The organism is Chryseobacterium phosphatilyticum (genome assembly GCF_002899825.2).
Classification (GTDB): Bacteria; Bacteroidota; Bacteroidia; order Flavobacteriales; family Weeksellaceae; genus Chryseobacterium; species Chryseobacterium phosphatilyticum.
This window is the reverse complement of the sequence record NZ_PPED02000004.1, coordinates 333,487-350,341: the sequence shown is the minus strand read 5'-3', so window position 1 is coordinate 350,341 and position 16,855 is coordinate 333,487. Positions and strand designations below refer to the sequence as shown.

Genomic DNA, 16,855 nt, shown 5'->3' with positions numbered 1-16,855 from the left:
TGTTAATGTGAATTAAATCTTAACAAAACTTTAAATAATTTAATACATAAACGGCAAAATTTTGCCAAAAGAATAATAATTTATCTGTATTAAATCCTAAAGTAATGTCATTGATTCTCAATTAAATCTAACTAATCTAAACCTTATGAGAAAAGCAGTTATACCGGTTCTATTAGTTCTTTCCTTTTATTCGAATGCTCAGGAAAGAAAAGCGGCCGACACCACAAAGACAACCGATATTCAGGAGGTCGTTGTCACTTCTTTGGGGATAAAAAGACAGGCCAGATCCCTGACTTACTCCAGTCAGCAGATTGGTGGAGATGAACTTACTGAGGTAAAAACTCCCAATCTTTTAAATTCTATCAACGGGAAAGTTTCCAACGTGCAAATCAATAGAACGAACGGTGTAGGAAGTTCTGTAAGGGTGATTATGAGGGGGAACAAATCCGTTTCCAACAGCCAGCCATTGTATGTAATCGATGGGATTCCTATTATCAATCAAACAGGAAAATCTGCGAACATAAGCCAGTATGCGAATATGCCGGATCCCGGAGATGTATTAAGCTCCATCAACCCGGATGATATTGAGAGCATCAATTTCCTTAAAGGAGCGTCTGCATCTGCATTATATGGTTCTGCAGGGGGAAATGGTGCAATATTGATTACTACAAGAAAGGGAAAAATAGGGAAGAGCTCTATTTCTTATAGCACCAGTTTAACTGTGGATCGTGCGTACAGTCTTCCAAAACTGCAGCATAGCTATTTGTCTTATGATCCTTCAGTACCCAACCAGAATCCTGGAGATAATATTGAAAGCTGGGGTGCCAAAGGTTCTTCCAAGGATTATCTTAAAGATTTTTTACAAACGGGAACGACTTGGGTAAACAGCCTTTCTTTCCAGTCTGGAAATGAAAAATCAACCAACTATTTTTCTATTGGAAATACAACGAACAAAGGGGTGGTACCCATGTCTTATTTTGACCAATACAATATATCTTTTAGAAATTCAAGTAAATTTCTGGATGATAAGTTAACATTAGATGCAAACTTTATAGGTTCTATACAGGATAGTAAAAACAGACAAACTCCGGGAGCTTCTTTCTCTCCATTGGCAAGTTTGTATTGGTTGCCGAGAGGAGTTGATTTTGATCAATATAGTGGTGATCAGTATTCTTTTATCAATAAAAAGAGATTGTTGCCTGCTCAAAGCTGGTGGGAAATAAAACCGGACGGAACGTTCAAAGGAAATCCGGAAACCCAGAATCCGTACTGGATATTGAACAGAAATGCCGTTACGGTTAAAAATAAAAATGCATACAGTGCAATTACCTTATCTTATGAGATTAATCCATGGTTAACCGCAAGAGTAAGAGGGAACTATAGCTGGAGTTCTTCCGATAGTCAGCGTGATATTTCTGCATTTTCCGCACCAAGTTTATTGGCTGGAGGTGAAAATGGAAGAATTCTTAAAAATATATATGAAAATTCCTCTACTTACGGAGATGTTTTGTTAATCGGTAGCCCGAAGTTAAGTGAATCAATTTCTTTGGATTTTACAGTGGGAGGAAGTGTAAACTCCACCAACAACAAAGTAACGGAAATAGACAATGCTTATTTAGCTTATCCTAATTTGTTTACCTTAAACAACCTGCAATGGAATGTAGACAGAAGTCCCGGAGATGGCTATCATAATCAATATTGGAACGTCAAAAAACAGGTTCGTTCAGTTTTTGCCAGTGCATCTGTTGGATATAAAAATATGTTCTACGTAGATATGACCTTCAGAAATGACTGGGATTCTACTTTGTCTTTAACAGGAAGAAGTGGCTTTGATTATGAATCGGTAGGGGTAAATGCTATATTATCTTCAGTATTCAAACTTCCTGAAGCTATTAATTTCTGGAAAGTAAGAGGGTCTTACGCAAGTGTTGGACTAGGACTTTCTGCAAATACCTCCAATGCCATGGTTGAATATTATAAGGCCTATTCATATGGAGTAGATGCAGGAACTATTATTTATCCAAAGAGTTCATTTGTTACGGATCCTAATTATAAGGAGTTATTTCCAAAACCTGAGCTTAATAAAACCTTTGAAGTTGGTACTGAATTAAGAATGTTCAAAAACAAATTAAGTTTTGATTTTACCTATTATAATTCCAATGCAACCAATCAGTTGTTAGAAACAACCATTTCTTCTAACCTGGGAGGACTTCCAACAGGTTCATACTTCATTAATGCCGGTAAAATACGTAATACAGGGTTTGAATCTTCTTTATCATACAAAGTTTTTGACAACGAAAAATTTGGCTGGACCGCTACAGTAAATGCTTCAGCGAATAAAAATACAATTGTAGAATTATTCCCAACAAGACTAAGTATTCCGCAAGATCAGCTTTTCTCTTTAACGGGAGGTGGTGAATTTACAAAAATGAGACTGGGAGGATCTTTTGGAGACCTTTACGGAGTGAAATTCCAAAGAGATGATCAGGGACGTATTTTAGTAGATCAAAATGGCGCTCCATTAGGAACAACGGGTGTTCCCGGGTATTTGGGTAATCCTAACCCTAAATTTATCCTGGGCTTTGGAAACTCGTTCAATATTGGTAAACTGGGTATCTCTTTCCTTGTTGATGGTAAATTTGGAGGGCAGGTATTATCTCTCACTGAAAAAGCCAATGATTTGTATGGGGTAAGCCAAAGAACTGCTGATGCAAGAAACGCCGGTGGAGTATCAATACCTAATGCAGTATATGCTCCGGGAACTCCTTTGGCAGGACAAGCGTACACAGGACTAACTGATGCAAAAACCTATTACAAAAGAACAGGTGGTGCCGGAGGTATCGGGACAGGGATTGATGAAGCCTATATGTATAGTGCAACAACCGTTCGCCTTCGTCAGGCATCCATCTCATATACCTTTGAGATTAATGCAAAATATATGAAGAATGCTACGGTAAGTCTGGTAGGAACAAACCTGTTCTTCTTCTATAAAAAAGCACCGTTTGATCCGGAACAGGTATCCGGAAATACACCGGGAGGAGTGGGTGTTGATTCATTCGGGCTTCCAATTACCCGATCTATAGGACTATCATTAAAGACTAACTTCTAATTTAAAGAAAATGAAATTCAATCATATTAAAATATTAGTATTCGGGGCAGTAGCATTGCTTTCTGCTTCAGGATGCGGAGATCTTGAAGATATTAACAAAGAAAAATTAGGTAATCCTGAAAACTTTTATTCAGATTATGCAGCGGTAGTAAATCCTATGAAATCTATGCAAAGAGGATTGCAGTCTGATTACCAGTTGTATCCTAATTTAAGTGCGGATATGTTCAGTGGAATGTTCAGTACAGCTACTCCGTTTAATGGTGGCAAGAACAATATGTCATATTTTATGATGGACGGATGGAACAACAGGATTATTGCGAGACAACAGGATATTTTTAATTATTCCATCATCATTGATGATGCCGCAAAAACGATCTATCCCGATACAGACTTTACCGCTACATTCGCTGTTAAAAAGATTATAAAAATATTTACTGCATCAAGAGTATCGGATAGTCATGGTCCGGTAGTGTACAGCAAATATGAAACTCCAAACCCTAATGGAACAACTGATTTTGACTCTCAACAGGATGCTTACAATTTTTTCATCAAGGATCTTGATGCAGCTATTGTCAACCTGCAAAAGGTACAGAATATGCCTGTTACAGGAAATGAAGGTGATAAATCTGCATTAACGAAAGCGGATTTGGTGTTTGGGGGTAATATCGGACAATGGGCGAAATTTGCCAATTCACTTAAACTGAGATTAGCCATGAGAATGAGCTATGCGGATCCTGCAAAATCAAAACAGTATGCAGAAGAAGCTCTCGCATCATCTGCAGGGCTGATTACTGATAATGCTGATAATGCATTGATCAGCGTGGGGCAATCAGAATTAAGTTTTATCATCTATTCATGGGGAGATTGTTTAATTGGAGCACCTTTGATGGCTTATATGAATGGATATAATGATCCGAGACTGCCTGCTTATGCAATTCCTGCAACAGATAGTCAGGTTCTGGGGAGTTATATTGGTATTCGTCAGGGAATAGATTTATTAAATGGAAAAACAACCTACGGAGGTTTCTCTCAGCCACAGGCAAAATCGGCTACTGGGGATTATTTTTCCGGAACTAACGGAAAAATGAAATTGTTTACAGCGGCAGAAGGCTGGTTCCTGAAAGCAGAAGCAGCGTTAAGAGGATATGCAGGTGCAGGAGATGCTAAAACCAATTATGAAAACGGAGTAAAACAGTCTTTCGGAGAATGGGGTAAAACGGCAGATGTAGCAACTTATCTTGCCAATACAACTGCTACTGAAGCACCTTATATTGATCCTAAGAATGCTGCCAATAATATTAATGCCGGAGATGCCCAATTAAGTACCATTACCATTGCATGGAATGATGCTGACTCAACAGAAAGAAAACTCGAAAGAATCATTACTCAAAAATGGTTATCATTGTATCCGAACGGACCTGAGGCATGGGCTGAACAAAGAAGAACCGGCTATCCTATCCTGTTTAAAATAAGACAAAATGATAGCGGTGGACTGATCAGTACTGATGCAATGATCCGAAGAATTCCTTTTACCAATGATACCAAAACTTCATTATACAATTATCAGCAAGCGTCTCAAATGTTAAATGGACCGGATAATGGGGGAACCAAACTTTGGTGGGATAAAAAATTATAAACAGGCAAAAACACTTAATACAGAGGCATCTCAAATATCTGATGAATGGCGACGGGAGAGGGAAAGGCTCCAAAATTTATAGTTTCGTTTTATGTCGTAATTCATTTTTGAGATGTTCTCTTTTTTAGCATTTATTTTTTTAATATGGGAAAAAACAACTCAGGAAACCGTCTGGTAAACCCTATCCTTTGGATATCGACGTTGTATTTTGCAATGGGAATGCCCTTTGTAACCATCAATGCCGTTTCCGGAATTATGTACAAGGATATGGGAATTTCAGATGCTCAGATTACGTTCTGGACAGCACTTATTATGTTCTCATGGACATTGAAGCCGCTCTGGAGCCCTTTCCTGGAGATTTATAAAACCAAGAAATTTTTCGTTGTTTCTACTCAGTTTGCTATAGGGATTTTATTCGCTCTGGTTGCCTTGAGCCTCCCTCTACCAGGATTTTTTAAGTATAGTATTGCTCTTTTTGCCATCATTGCTTTTTGTGGAGCGACTCATGATATTGTTGCCGATGGTACCTATATCAGTTTTCTTACCAATAAGGAGCAAGCAAAATATATCGGCTGGCAGGGAGCTTTTTATAACCTCGCGAAGATTATCAGCAGTGGAGCACTGGTTTATTTTGCCGGAGTACTTGAAAAAACAAAAGGAGTTACCCATGCCTGGATGATTATTATGGGAATTTATGCGATGGTATTTTTTGCTTTGGCGATGTATCACTCATGGGTATTGCCTAAAGAAAATACGGAAAAGCAAAAAGTGAAGAAAACAGCCGGAAATATCCGACAGGATCTCATGGAGGTTATCACTTCATTTTTTACAAAACCAAAAATTTTGTGGTGCATCTTGTTCATCATATTATACCGTTTTGCAGAAGGCTTTGCCATTAAAATTGCCCCGTTGTTTTTTAAAGCACCAAGGTCTTCAGGTGGATTAGGATTATCTACATCAGATATCGGACTGATTTATGGAACGTATGGTTCAGCAGCGTTTATTCTGGGATCTGTTTTAGCCGGATATTTTATTTCTGCCCGTGGACTGAAGAAATCTTTGATATGGTTATGTTGTGCTTTCAATATTCCATTTGTGGTGTATGCTTTATTGGCTCATTATCAACCGACAGATCTTATGCCTGTAGCAGTGGCAGTTGTAGTAGAATATTTCGGTTACGGATTTGGTTTCGTAGGTCTGATGCTGTATATGATGCAGCAGATAGCACCCGGAAAACATAAAACAGCTCACTATGCATTTGCAACCGGTATTATGAATCTCGGAGTGATGATTCCGGGAATGTTCAGCGGAATGATCAGTGACTGGGTAGGATATAAAATTTTCTTTATCTGGGTGTTGATCGCAACGATTCCTGCATTCCTTGTCACTCTGTTTGTGCCATTCCCTTATACAGAAAATAAAGAAGTTCATAGTTAAAAGACACTCAACCTAACAGGTTTCTAAAACCTGTTAGGTTTAAAATAACTCTTACTCAATATTAAATTAAAATAAAAAAGTAAAAAATACTTTATGACAGCTCAATCAGTAATGATCCCATGGCAGGATCGCCCGGAAGGTAGCAATGATATCATGTGGAGGTTCTCCGAAAACCCGATCATTAACAGATATGCGATACCCACTTCCAACAGTATATTCAACAGTGCGGTGATTCCTTTTGAGGATGGATTTGCAGGAGTGTTCCGCTGTGACAACAAAGCGGTACAAATGAATATTTTTGCAGGATTTAGTAAAGATGGAATCAATTGGGACATCAATCATGATCCTATTGAAATGAAGGCCGGAAATACAGAAATGATCGAATCTGATTATAAATATGACCCACGTGTGACCTTTATCGAAGACCGTTACTGGATTACATGGTGTAACGGATACAACGGTCCTACAATTGGAATTGGATATACTTTTGACTTTAAAGAATTTTTCCAGTGCGAAAATGCTTTTTTGCCTTTCAACAGAAACGGAGTGCTTTTCCCTGAAAAAATTAACGGTAAATATGCGATGTTAAGCCGCCCGAGTGACAATGGGCATACGCCTTTCGGAGATATCTATATCAGCTATAGCCCTGATATGAAGTACTGGGGGGAACATCGTTGTGTCATGAAAGTGACCCCATTTGAAGACAGTGCATGGCAGTGTACAAAAATTGGTGGCGGGCCGGTTCCTATTAGAACAGAAGAAGGATGGCTGTTGTTTTACCATGGTGTAATCAATACATGCAGAGGGTTCAGATATTCAATGGGAGCAGCATTGCTTGATCTTGAGGACCCTACGAAAGTATTGTACAGAACAAAACCGTATTTATTGGCTCCGGCAGAATTGTATGAACTTACGGGAGATGTTCCGAATGTAGTTTTTCCTTGTGCAGCATTAACGGAAGGAGATAAAGTAACGGTATATTATGGGGCTGCCGATACCGTAGTTGCCATTGCTTTCGGATATATTTCAGAAATTATTGATTTCATGAAAAAGAATTCAATCTAAAGAATATGAAGTTTTTAAATATGAACATCAGCTTAATTCCCTTTATTATTGGGATTTTTGTAATGGTTTTCCTATTTTTAAACCAACTTTTAAATTAAGAAAATCCTGATGCCTATTATCATGAAGAAAGAATTGCTAATCTGTTTTTTTACCACGCTGATTTCTATTGCCAACGCTCAACAGAATAAAAATGATGTGTTATCGTGGGTAGATCCGTTTATTGGAACTGGCGGGCATGGACACACATTTCCGGGGGCTACCACGCCTTTTGGAATGATTCAGCTGAGTCCGGATCAGAATACCAAAAGTGGTGACTGGGACTGGTGTTCCGGGTATCATTACAGCAGCAAGACGATTATGGGGTTCAGTCATAACCATCTTAGTGGTACCGGCTGGGCAGATCTCGGAGATATTCTGGTAATGCCTACGGTAGGTCCGGTGAAAATGACTCCAGGTACAGAAGCAAATCCTGAAACGGGATACCGTTCAACATTCAGTCATGATAAAGAAACAGCTTCTCCGGGATATTATTCCGTTATGCTTGATAGCTATGGAATTAAAGCAGAACTTACTGCCTCTCCAAGAGTAGGTTTTCATAAATATACATTTCCAAAAACTGAGGAAGCCAATATTATCATTGACCCCACCAATAAGATCTTTGGAAATATTTACCATACCCTGGTAAGTGTAGAAGGGAATAATAAGATTAAAGGATATTGCTACAGCAACGGATGGGGCGGAAAACGATTTGCCTATTTTGTAATGGAATTTTCTAAACCGTTCAAATCTTACGGAGTTTATGCTGAAGGAAAAATAAAAAACAATGAAAAGATTGCTCTTGCCAAAGATGCCAAAGCTTTTGTAAGATTTGCTACTGAGGACAATGAAAGCATCGAAGTAAAAGTGTCATTATCTCCGGTAAGTACGGAAAATGCTCAGGAAAACTTTGATACCGAAGCTAAGAACATCAATTTCGCTCAGGCTAAAGAGACTGCACAGAGTACCTGGAGAGACCTTATCGGAAGATTTCAGGTGACAGGAGGTACAGACAGTCAGAGAAAGATTTTCTACACGGGAGTTTACCATACGTTCATTGCTCCTAATTTATATATGGATGCCAACGGAGACTACGTGGCTGCTCAGGAAAATATGAACACCAAATGGTTTACCAATTACAGTACCTACTCTTACTGGGATGGGTTCAGAGCAACACACCCGCTGTTGACCATCATGGATCAGAAGCATACCAAGGAATTTGCCAACTCCTTAATCAGCAGATATACAGATCGTAAAGACCATATGCCTATCTGGGAGCTTTGTGGCTACGATAACTTCTGTATGCTGGGATATCATAGTGTATCGGTAATCTGGGATGCCATTTCAAAAGGGGTACCAGGCATTGATGCTGAAAAAGCATTTGCTGCGATGAAGGATGCTTCTTTAACTGACAAAATGAGCAGCAGCGATGGAGGCGGAGGTCTTAATGATTATATCAAATTAGGGTATACCCCTTCTGAAAACGGAGCTTCTGTTTCTGCAACATTAGAATATGCATATGACGACTGGTGTATCCTGCAACTGGCTGAAAAACTGGGTAAAAAAGATGAAGCGGATGTATACAGAAAACGTTCTATGAACTTCCTGAATACGTTCAATAAAGAAAATAATCATTTCTGGCCAAGACAAAAAGACGGGAAATTCATCCCTGATTTTACATTGAATGACTGGAAAAAATTACAGCCACACTGGGTTTCCGGGAATATCTGGGCCTATGACTTTTTTGTTCCGCATCAGATTGATGAAATGATGAATCTCTATGGCGGTAAAAAAGGATTTGAAGAAAAACTGGATAAAACCTTCACAGAAAAACTGAATATGGAAGGCGAGCAGCATGTTGATATCTCGGGATTCATTGGATCGCTTGGATTTGGAGATGAGCCGGGACATCATGTTCCGTATCTGTACAACTATGCAGGAAGTCCTTACAAAACCCAGAAAATGGTGAAGTACATCCGTGATAATATGTACGCCGCAAAACCTGATGGGATTGTAAACAACGAAGATTGCGGGCAAATGTCAGCATGGTATATTTTCTCTTCATTAGGATTCTATCCTGTAACACCTGGTAAACCTGTGTATGCCATTGGGGCTCCTCAGTTCCCTAAAGCATCCCTGAAGCTGGAAAACGGAAAAATATTTACCGTGATTGCTGATAAAATTTCTGATAAGAATATCTATGTTCAGAAAATGTTCCTGAACGGAAAAGAATACAAAAGCTGGGAACTGAACCACAGCGATATTATGAATGGCGGTGAACTGAGATTTGTAATGGGAAGTAAGCCTGTAAAATAAAAGAATAAAAATAAAACGAAATACTAGTATCAATGGAAAGGAGAAATTTTATTAAAACAAGTGCATTGGCAGGGGCCGGATTGCTGTTTACCCAAAATGTTTTTGCAAAGAATCTGATCATAGACGATTTTCCTGTTGTCCGTGTTCCGAAAGATAAAAGACATTTTACCAGTGAATCTGTAGAAAGTGCGATTGCCGCTTTCAAAAAGAAAGTTAAAAATAAAGAATTATCATGGCTGTTTGAAAACTGCTTTCCGAATACTTTAGATACTACTGTTTTTTATAGTGAAGCCAATGGAAATCCTGATACCTATGTGATTACAGGAGATATTGATGCTATGTGGCTTCGTGACAGTTCTGCACAGGTATTTCCTTACCTTCAGTTCTCAAAGAAAGATGAAAACCTTCACAAACTGATTTGCGGAGTTATTCATAAACAGACCACTTTCATTCTTAAGGATCCTTATGCTAATGCGTTTTACAATGATGATCAGAAGATCAGCAAATGGAAAGAATATGATCACACCGATATGAAGCCGGGGATCCATGAACGAAAATGGGAAATCGATTCATTGTGCTATCCTATCCGTTTAGCATACCATTTCTGGAAAGAAACAGGAGATACAAAACCTTTTGATGCCAACTGGCTGCAGGGGATCAAGCTGACCTTGCAAACATTTACAGAACAGCAAAGAAAAAAAGATTTAGGTCCTTACAAATTTGAACGTACCACATCATGGGCTACAGACGGTGTTCCTATGGGAGGTTACGGATATCCGACGAAACCTGTTGGGTTAATCAGTTCTATGTTCCGTCCAAGTGATGATGCTACGATTTATGGATTTTTAATTCCGTCTAATTTATTTGCAGTAGTAAGCTTACGTCAGGCAGCGGAAATGGTTTCTCAGATTAAAAATGAAAAAGCTTTAGCTCAACAACTGAACAGCCTTGCGGATGAGGTAGATGCAGCCGTTAAGAAATACGGAGTTTACAACCACCCCGAATACGGAAAAATATATGCTTTTGAAGTCAATGGCTTTGGAAGTTATAACCTGATGGATGATGCAAATTGCCCAAGTTTGCTGGGATTGCCTTATCTGGGCGCCGTGAAATCTGACGACCCTATCTATGCGAATACCCGAAAATTTGTATGGTCAGAAAATAACCCGTTCTTTTTCAAAGGTAAACTGGCGGAAGGAATCGGAGGGCCACACATCGGACTAGACATGATCTGGCCGATGAGTATTATTATGAAAGCACTCACTTCAAAAGATAAAAGTGAGATCAGATGGTGTATAAACACCTTACAGAAAACTCATGGAGGAACAGGATTTATGCATGAATCCTTCCACAAAGACAATGACAAGAAATTCACCAGAGAATGGTTTGCCTGGTCAAATACATTATTTGGTGAACTCTTATGGAAAACCTTTAACGAGAACCCGGATTTACTGGCTTAGGTTGGATATTTGCAGTAGGTAACAGCATCCCTTTATTCCCGTTTTTTAGTTGAATTGTGTTACAAGGCTTTTTGTTCAGAGAGGCCTTGTAGGACTCTCATTGCATACCTAATCCGTTTTTCCCCTTTTTCATAAGGAGAAACGACTAGATATAACAAATCAAATAACTTAAAAAAAACATTATGAAAAAAGCCTTTATTGCATTGATCCTATTGATCATCCACGTGGAATCTGTGCTCTATGCACAGCAGCTTAATCCTATGGGAATCTGCTATGTGGAAGTAAATAACAACAATCTTCTGAACGCAGGGGCGTACAAGTTACAAACCTCAAACAACTACCTGTTTAATGTCGTCAACATTTTTGCGGCAAACATTAATTATGACACAAGCCGTGGCAGAGCGTATTTGTATAGCAATAACAATGTCACCAAAGTACTGACCAATGCAGATACCTACATCAAACCCCTCCAGCAAAAGGGAATGAAAGTCGTATTAACAATCTTGGGAAACCACCAGGGAGCGGGAATTTGTAACTTCCCAACCCGTGAGGCTGCCAAAGATTTTGCATTACAATTAGCCAATACCGTTAATACCTACGGATTGGATGGAATTGATTTCGATGATGAATACTCGGAATATGGAAATAACGGAACCGGGCAGCCAAATGACAGCTCTTTTGTAATGCTCGTCCAGGAATTAAGAGCGCTCTTGCCTAACAAACTTATTACTTTTTATTATTATGGCCCCGCTGCTTCAAGACTTTCCTGGAACGGAAGCAGAGTAGGAGACAATGTCAACTACAGCTGGAATGCCATGTATGGTACATTTTCCGCACCCAACGTTCCTCCGCTTACCAAAGCTCAGATTTCTCCCGCAGCGGTTTGGTTGGGAAATACTTCTAATTCAACGACAACAAGTCTTGCCAGCCAAACCAAAACCGGAGGATATGGTTTATATCTTTGGTATGATCTGAAAGGAACTAACCAGGCTTCTCAACTTTCTGCAGGAACTCAAACTTTATATGGAGAGCAAACTGTATTGAGTGGTACTTTACAATCATGGACGGCAGGAACCAACTGTGACGCTCCTATCGGCTTATCCACAAGCAATCTTACCGGGACAAGTGCAAAATTAAACTGGACTGCCGTTGGAACAAATACATATGATATCGATTATAAAGCAGCTTCATCTACAACCTGGACGAGTGTAGCTACAGCTGTGACAGGAACTTCTGTGACGGTTTCAGGATTAACAGCAAATACAGAATATGACTGGAGAATAAGAACGAACTGTAGTGTAAAAAGTACCTATATGTTTGCTCCAAGATTTAATAGCGGAGGTGGAACAACCAATCCCACAGGTTCATATGCTATCAGCCTTAATGGCACCAGCAAATCAGGTTCGGCTGGAAATATCAATCTAAGCGGTTCTGCACTATCTTTTGAAGGATGGATAAAACCAGCTTCTTTCAAATCAGGATTTCCATATATTTCAGCCATCATGGGAACGGAGGCCGGAGATGCCAACTCTGCATTTATACGTTTAGGAGATGCCAACCTTGCCAACAACAAACTTCAGTTTGTACTCAGCATCAATAACGTGCAACAAAAACTAGCTTCCAATACAGCATTAAACGCCAATACATGGTATCATGTTGCGGCAACTTATGATGGAACAACCATGAAACTGTATATCAACGGAACTCTTGACGCCAGCAAAGCTCAAACGGGAAGTGTGAGTTCAAACGGAGCGTTCAATGTTGGATATTTATATGAAACGTCAAGAAATTTCAATGGAAAAATAGATGAGGTTCGTGTTTGGAAACGTGCATTAAGCCAGACGGAAATCAGTCAGAATATGTGTAATGTAATTTTACCTGCTACTTCTCTTGCTGCCTATTGGAAATTTAATGAAGGAAGTGGTTCATCCGCACAGGACAATTCCGGAAACGGAGTGACACTGACATTATCAGGAGCTGATGCTTCTATCTGGGGAACAGACGTACCATGTACAACTTCAACAGCAAGAACGTCAAAAAATACAACAACTCAAAAGGTAATTAACCCTGAGCAGACAGGATTGAAAAAACAATTAAAACTGTACCCGAATCCTTTAAGCAGATCTTCTCAGCTTAGTATTTCTAGTCCTGAAGAGTACAACAGAGGACAGCTGAAAGTATATAACTATAGTGGTGGCCTTATGGATACACAAGTATTAAAGGGCGGAGATCATGAGTATAATCTGCAAAAACTTCCCGCAGGAAATTATATCCTTCAGTTTGAATCGCAAAACGGAAGTTTGAAACAGACTGAAAAATTAATCATTAAATAAAAAAACTCCATCATTGGGCTTCGGCCCAATGATTTTATCAAAACTAAAAATAGTATACTATGAAAAAAACATTTATTCTTGCCACCCTGGCATTGCTGGGGATTCAGACAGCTTCCGTGCTTAAGGCACAGCAGCTTAATAATCCTGTAGGTATATGTTATGTGGAGGTTAATAACAATAACATGCTTAATGCCGGGTCTTATACTTTGCAAAACAGCAACAAGCAGCTTTTTGACGTTGCCATTATCTTTGCAGCGAATATCAATTATGATGTTTCCAAAAGCAGAGCTTACCTCTCAAGCAACAACAATGTCACCAAAGTATTAAACGATGTAAATACCTACGTAAAGCCTTTACAACAGAAAGGAATCAAAGTGTTACTGGATATTTTGGGGAATCATCAGGGAGCCGGTATTTCCAATTTTCCTAACAGGGAAGCCGCTAAAGATTTTGCTTTACAAATTGCCAATACGGTGTATACCTATGGTTTGGATGGAGTAGATCTTGATGATGAATATGCAGGATATGGAAATAACGGAACAGGACAGCCAAACAGCAGTTCTTTTGTCATGCTTTTACAGGAATTGAAGGCCGCTATGCCTGATAAACTCATCACCTTCTATTATCTGGGACCTGCAACAAGCAGACAAAGCTATAACGGAGATGCGGCAGGAAATTATATAGACTACAGCTGGAATCCATATTACGGAACTTACAGTGCTCCTAATGTACCACCACTTACTAAATCTAAACTTTCTGCAGCAGCAACCTGGATCCAGAACACAAACCCTCAGTCTACTTCTACGGCTACACTTACCACATTGGCTACCAACACCAAAAATGACGGGTATGGAGTATTTATGTGGTATGATCTTGGAGGAACCAATGTTGCCAGTTATCTGAGTACAGGATCCAATATTCTTTATAATGAAAATACACAACTTACAGGTCAGCTATACTCATGGACTCAGGGAGTAGCTTGTGATCCGCCACTAGGACTCGAGGTAACAAATGTAATGGGAACTTCTGCCAGATTAAACTGGGCTTCTAACGGTTCTCAAACGTACAATATCGATTATAAACCTGCCAATTCTACAACATGGGTGAATGCAGGAACCAATTATTCCGGAAGTAATATTGTGATCAGTAACCTTAATTTGAACACAGACTATGACTGGAGAATTCAGTCAAATTGTTCTTCGACATTAACAAGTACTTATCTTTTTGCGCCGAGGTTCAATTCCGGGAACGGATGTGCAACACCTGCAGGTCTGGTATCCGCGAGCAATCTGGGAACAACCACTCAATTATCATGGGATGCTACAGGAGCTTCTTCCTATAATTTACAGTATAAGACAACAGCTGCGACAACCTGGACTGATGTTCCTGCTGTTTCAACCAATACCTATACCCTTCAGAATCTTTCGCCAAATACTACCTATCAATGGAGGGTACAATCGGTATGCAATGGAGGAGCGGTAAGTACGTATTCCGGAGAAAGCACATTCAACAGCGGTTTTGCACCGGTAACCAGTCCTGGCTCAAGATCGCTTTCCTTTAATGGAAGCACCAATTACCTTAATGCCGGGCAATTTAATTTAAGTGGAAATGCAATGACATTTGAAGGTTGGGTGAAGGTTAATGCATTCAAAACAGGATTTCCTTATATCACTTCCGTAATGGGAATTGAAGTAGGGGATAATAATTCTGCAATACTTAGATTTGGAGATGGAAATCTTGCCAATAATAAGCTGCAGTTTATATTGAGTTTCGGATCTTCACAGGTGAAACTGAACAGTAACTCAACATTTAATACCAATACATGGTATCATGTGGCAGCTACTTATGACGGGACTTCAATGAAAATGTATATCAATGGTAATCTTGATGCCAGTGTGGCCACAACCGGAAACTTTACTGCAAACGGTATTTTGTATCTGGGAAGAAACTATGATAATTCCCGTACACTGAACGGAAACCTGGATGAATTCAGAGTTTGGAAAAGAGCATTAACAGCACAGGAGATTATAGATAATAAATGTAACGTTGCACCTACCTCCACAGCATTGGAAGCCAACTGGAAAATGGATGAAGGAAGTGGAAACGGTGCTCTTGATGCAACGGCCAACACTCATTTTGCAACATTGACGAATATGTCAGACTCCAACTGGAGCACAGATGTAGCCTGTAATTCTTCTTTATCTGTAGAAGATTTGAAAGGACTTGCCAGCGGGAAAGAAAGCCGTGTTTATCCTAACCCTGTTAAAAAGGGAAGTGATATTCACTTTAAAATTGAAAATAATTCAGCAAGTGAAATATCTTTGTATGATATTTCCGGAAAATTGTTGAAAAAACAGCAAATTAATAAAAATAATAACATTGTGAATACCCAGGATTTACCTCGTGGTACCTATATTTATAAAATTATTTCAGCAGACAGTCATATACTGTCATCAGGGAAGATTATTGTGGAGTAAACCTGTGGTTTGCCAGAATATATAAGTAGAATTAATTTTGAGATCTGAGACCGACAGGCAGGTTTTTTCTTGTCTGTCTGTTTTCAGTCTGAGAATAGTGAGTAAATAAATTAAAAATAATGCAAAATATACTGGGGATAGATATTGGAGGCTCCCACATTACATTGGCTCAGGTAGATCCTGAAAAACGTGAAATCATTTCTTCAACCTATGTAAGGGAACATGTTGATTCTTATGAAAAAAGGGAAACGATTTTTTCTGCGTGGGTTTCTGCGATAGAGAAAGCTTCCCATGATTTGAAAAGAGAGGATCTTCTCATAGGAATTGCAATGCCGGGACCTTTTGACTATGAAAACGGAATTGCTCAGATGCTGCATGGAAAATTTCTTGACATCTATAACGTAAACATCAAAGAAGAGCTGGCAAAACGTCTGTCAATCTCCCTCGATCAGATTTATTTTGTTAATGATGCAGCTGCTTTTATGGAAGGGGAGGTTTTTGGAGGCTGTGTGCAGGATTATACACGAATTTTTGGAGTAACACTGGGAACAGGATTTGGAACCACCTTTTATAATGGAGAAATAGCTACCGATGAAGACCTTTGGGATGCTCCGTTCAGAGACTCTATTTTTGAAGACTTTATGGCGACTCGCTGGTTTGTAAACCGTTACGAAGAATTGACCGGTGGAAAAATTTCAGGAACCAAAGAACTACTGGAAAAACCTCAGGACATACAGAATACCATGTTTGATGAGTATGCAGATACCTTTTCGGAGTTTATTGTGCAGCATGTCAGCAAGTACCAACCGGAAGTTTTAGTTATAGGAGGTAATATTGCCAAAGCATATCCTCATTTTGAAGCAAAATTTAAGGAGAATCTCTCCGCAAATCATATTAACCTGCCCGTGAAAATCTCTGCAATATTTGAAGATGCAGCCATTTTGGGAGCGGCCAGTTATGCCTTGAAAAAAGCAAAATAAATTAAA

At 39.2% G+C, this 16,855-nt stretch carries 9 protein-coding genes; all 9 read left to right on the top strand.

Annotation, left to right across the window (positions count from 1 at the left end; all coding sequences use genetic code 11):
- Positions 1-145: 145 nt before the first annotated feature.
- The 9 genes from C1631_RS17260 (at position 146) to C1631_RS17220 (ending at position 16,849) form a co-directional block, all read left to right on the top strand.
- Entirely contained in the window at positions 146-3,109 is a 2,964-nt protein-coding gene (locus C1631_RS17260; RefSeq protein ID WP_109713542.1) for a SusC/RagA family TonB-linked outer membrane protein, read from the top strand.
- A gap of 10 nt (positions 3,110-3,119) precedes the next feature.
- On the top strand, positions 3,120-4,745 hold the full coding sequence (locus tag C1631_RS17255) for a SusD/RagB family nutrient-binding outer membrane lipoprotein (RefSeq protein WP_103246998.1): 1,626 nt from the start codon (positions 3,120-3,122) through the stop codon (positions 4,743-4,745).
- 144 nt (positions 4,746-4,889) lie between these two features.
- Positions 4,890-6,182 carry an MFS transporter gene (locus tag C1631_RS17250; protein ID WP_103246997.1) on the top strand — a complete coding sequence of 431 codons (1,293 nt, stop codon included), beginning with the start codon at positions 4,890-4,892 and terminating at the stop codon, positions 6,180-6,182.
- 93 nt (positions 6,183-6,275) lie between these two features.
- Positions 6,276-7,247, top strand: a complete 972-nt coding sequence (locus tag C1631_RS17245; RefSeq protein WP_103246996.1) for a glycoside hydrolase family 130 protein — start codon at positions 6,276-6,278, stop codon at positions 7,245-7,247.
- Positions 7,248-7,355: 108 nt separating this feature from the next.
- Positions 7,356-9,599: a GH92 family glycosyl hydrolase gene (locus C1631_RS17240; RefSeq protein ID WP_228441308.1), complete on the top strand. Its 2,244-nt coding sequence runs from the start codon at positions 7,356-7,358 to the stop codon at positions 9,597-9,599.
- Positions 9,600-9,631: 32 nt separating this feature from the next.
- Positions 9,632-11,059, top strand: coding sequence for a glycoside hydrolase family 125 protein (locus tag C1631_RS17235; RefSeq protein WP_103246995.1), 1,428 nt, complete (start codon positions 9,632-9,634; stop codon positions 11,057-11,059).
- 182 nt (positions 11,060-11,241) lie between these two features.
- Positions 11,242-13,392: an endo-beta-N-acetylglucosaminidase H gene (locus C1631_RS17230; RefSeq protein WP_109713541.1), complete on the top strand. Its 2,151-nt coding sequence runs from the start codon at positions 11,242-11,244 to the stop codon at positions 13,390-13,392.
- Between the two features lie 59 nt (positions 13,393-13,451).
- Entirely contained in the window at positions 13,452-15,869 is a 2,418-nt protein-coding gene (locus tag C1631_RS17225) for an endo-beta-N-acetylglucosaminidase H (protein ID WP_103246993.1), read from the top strand.
- A 119-nt stretch (positions 15,870-15,988) separates the two neighbouring features.
- A complete protein-coding gene (locus tag C1631_RS17220; RefSeq protein WP_103246992.1) occupies positions 15,989-16,849 on the top strand; it encodes an ROK family protein in 861 nt (286 codons plus the stop codon).
- Positions 16,850-16,855: the final 6 nt, after the last annotated feature.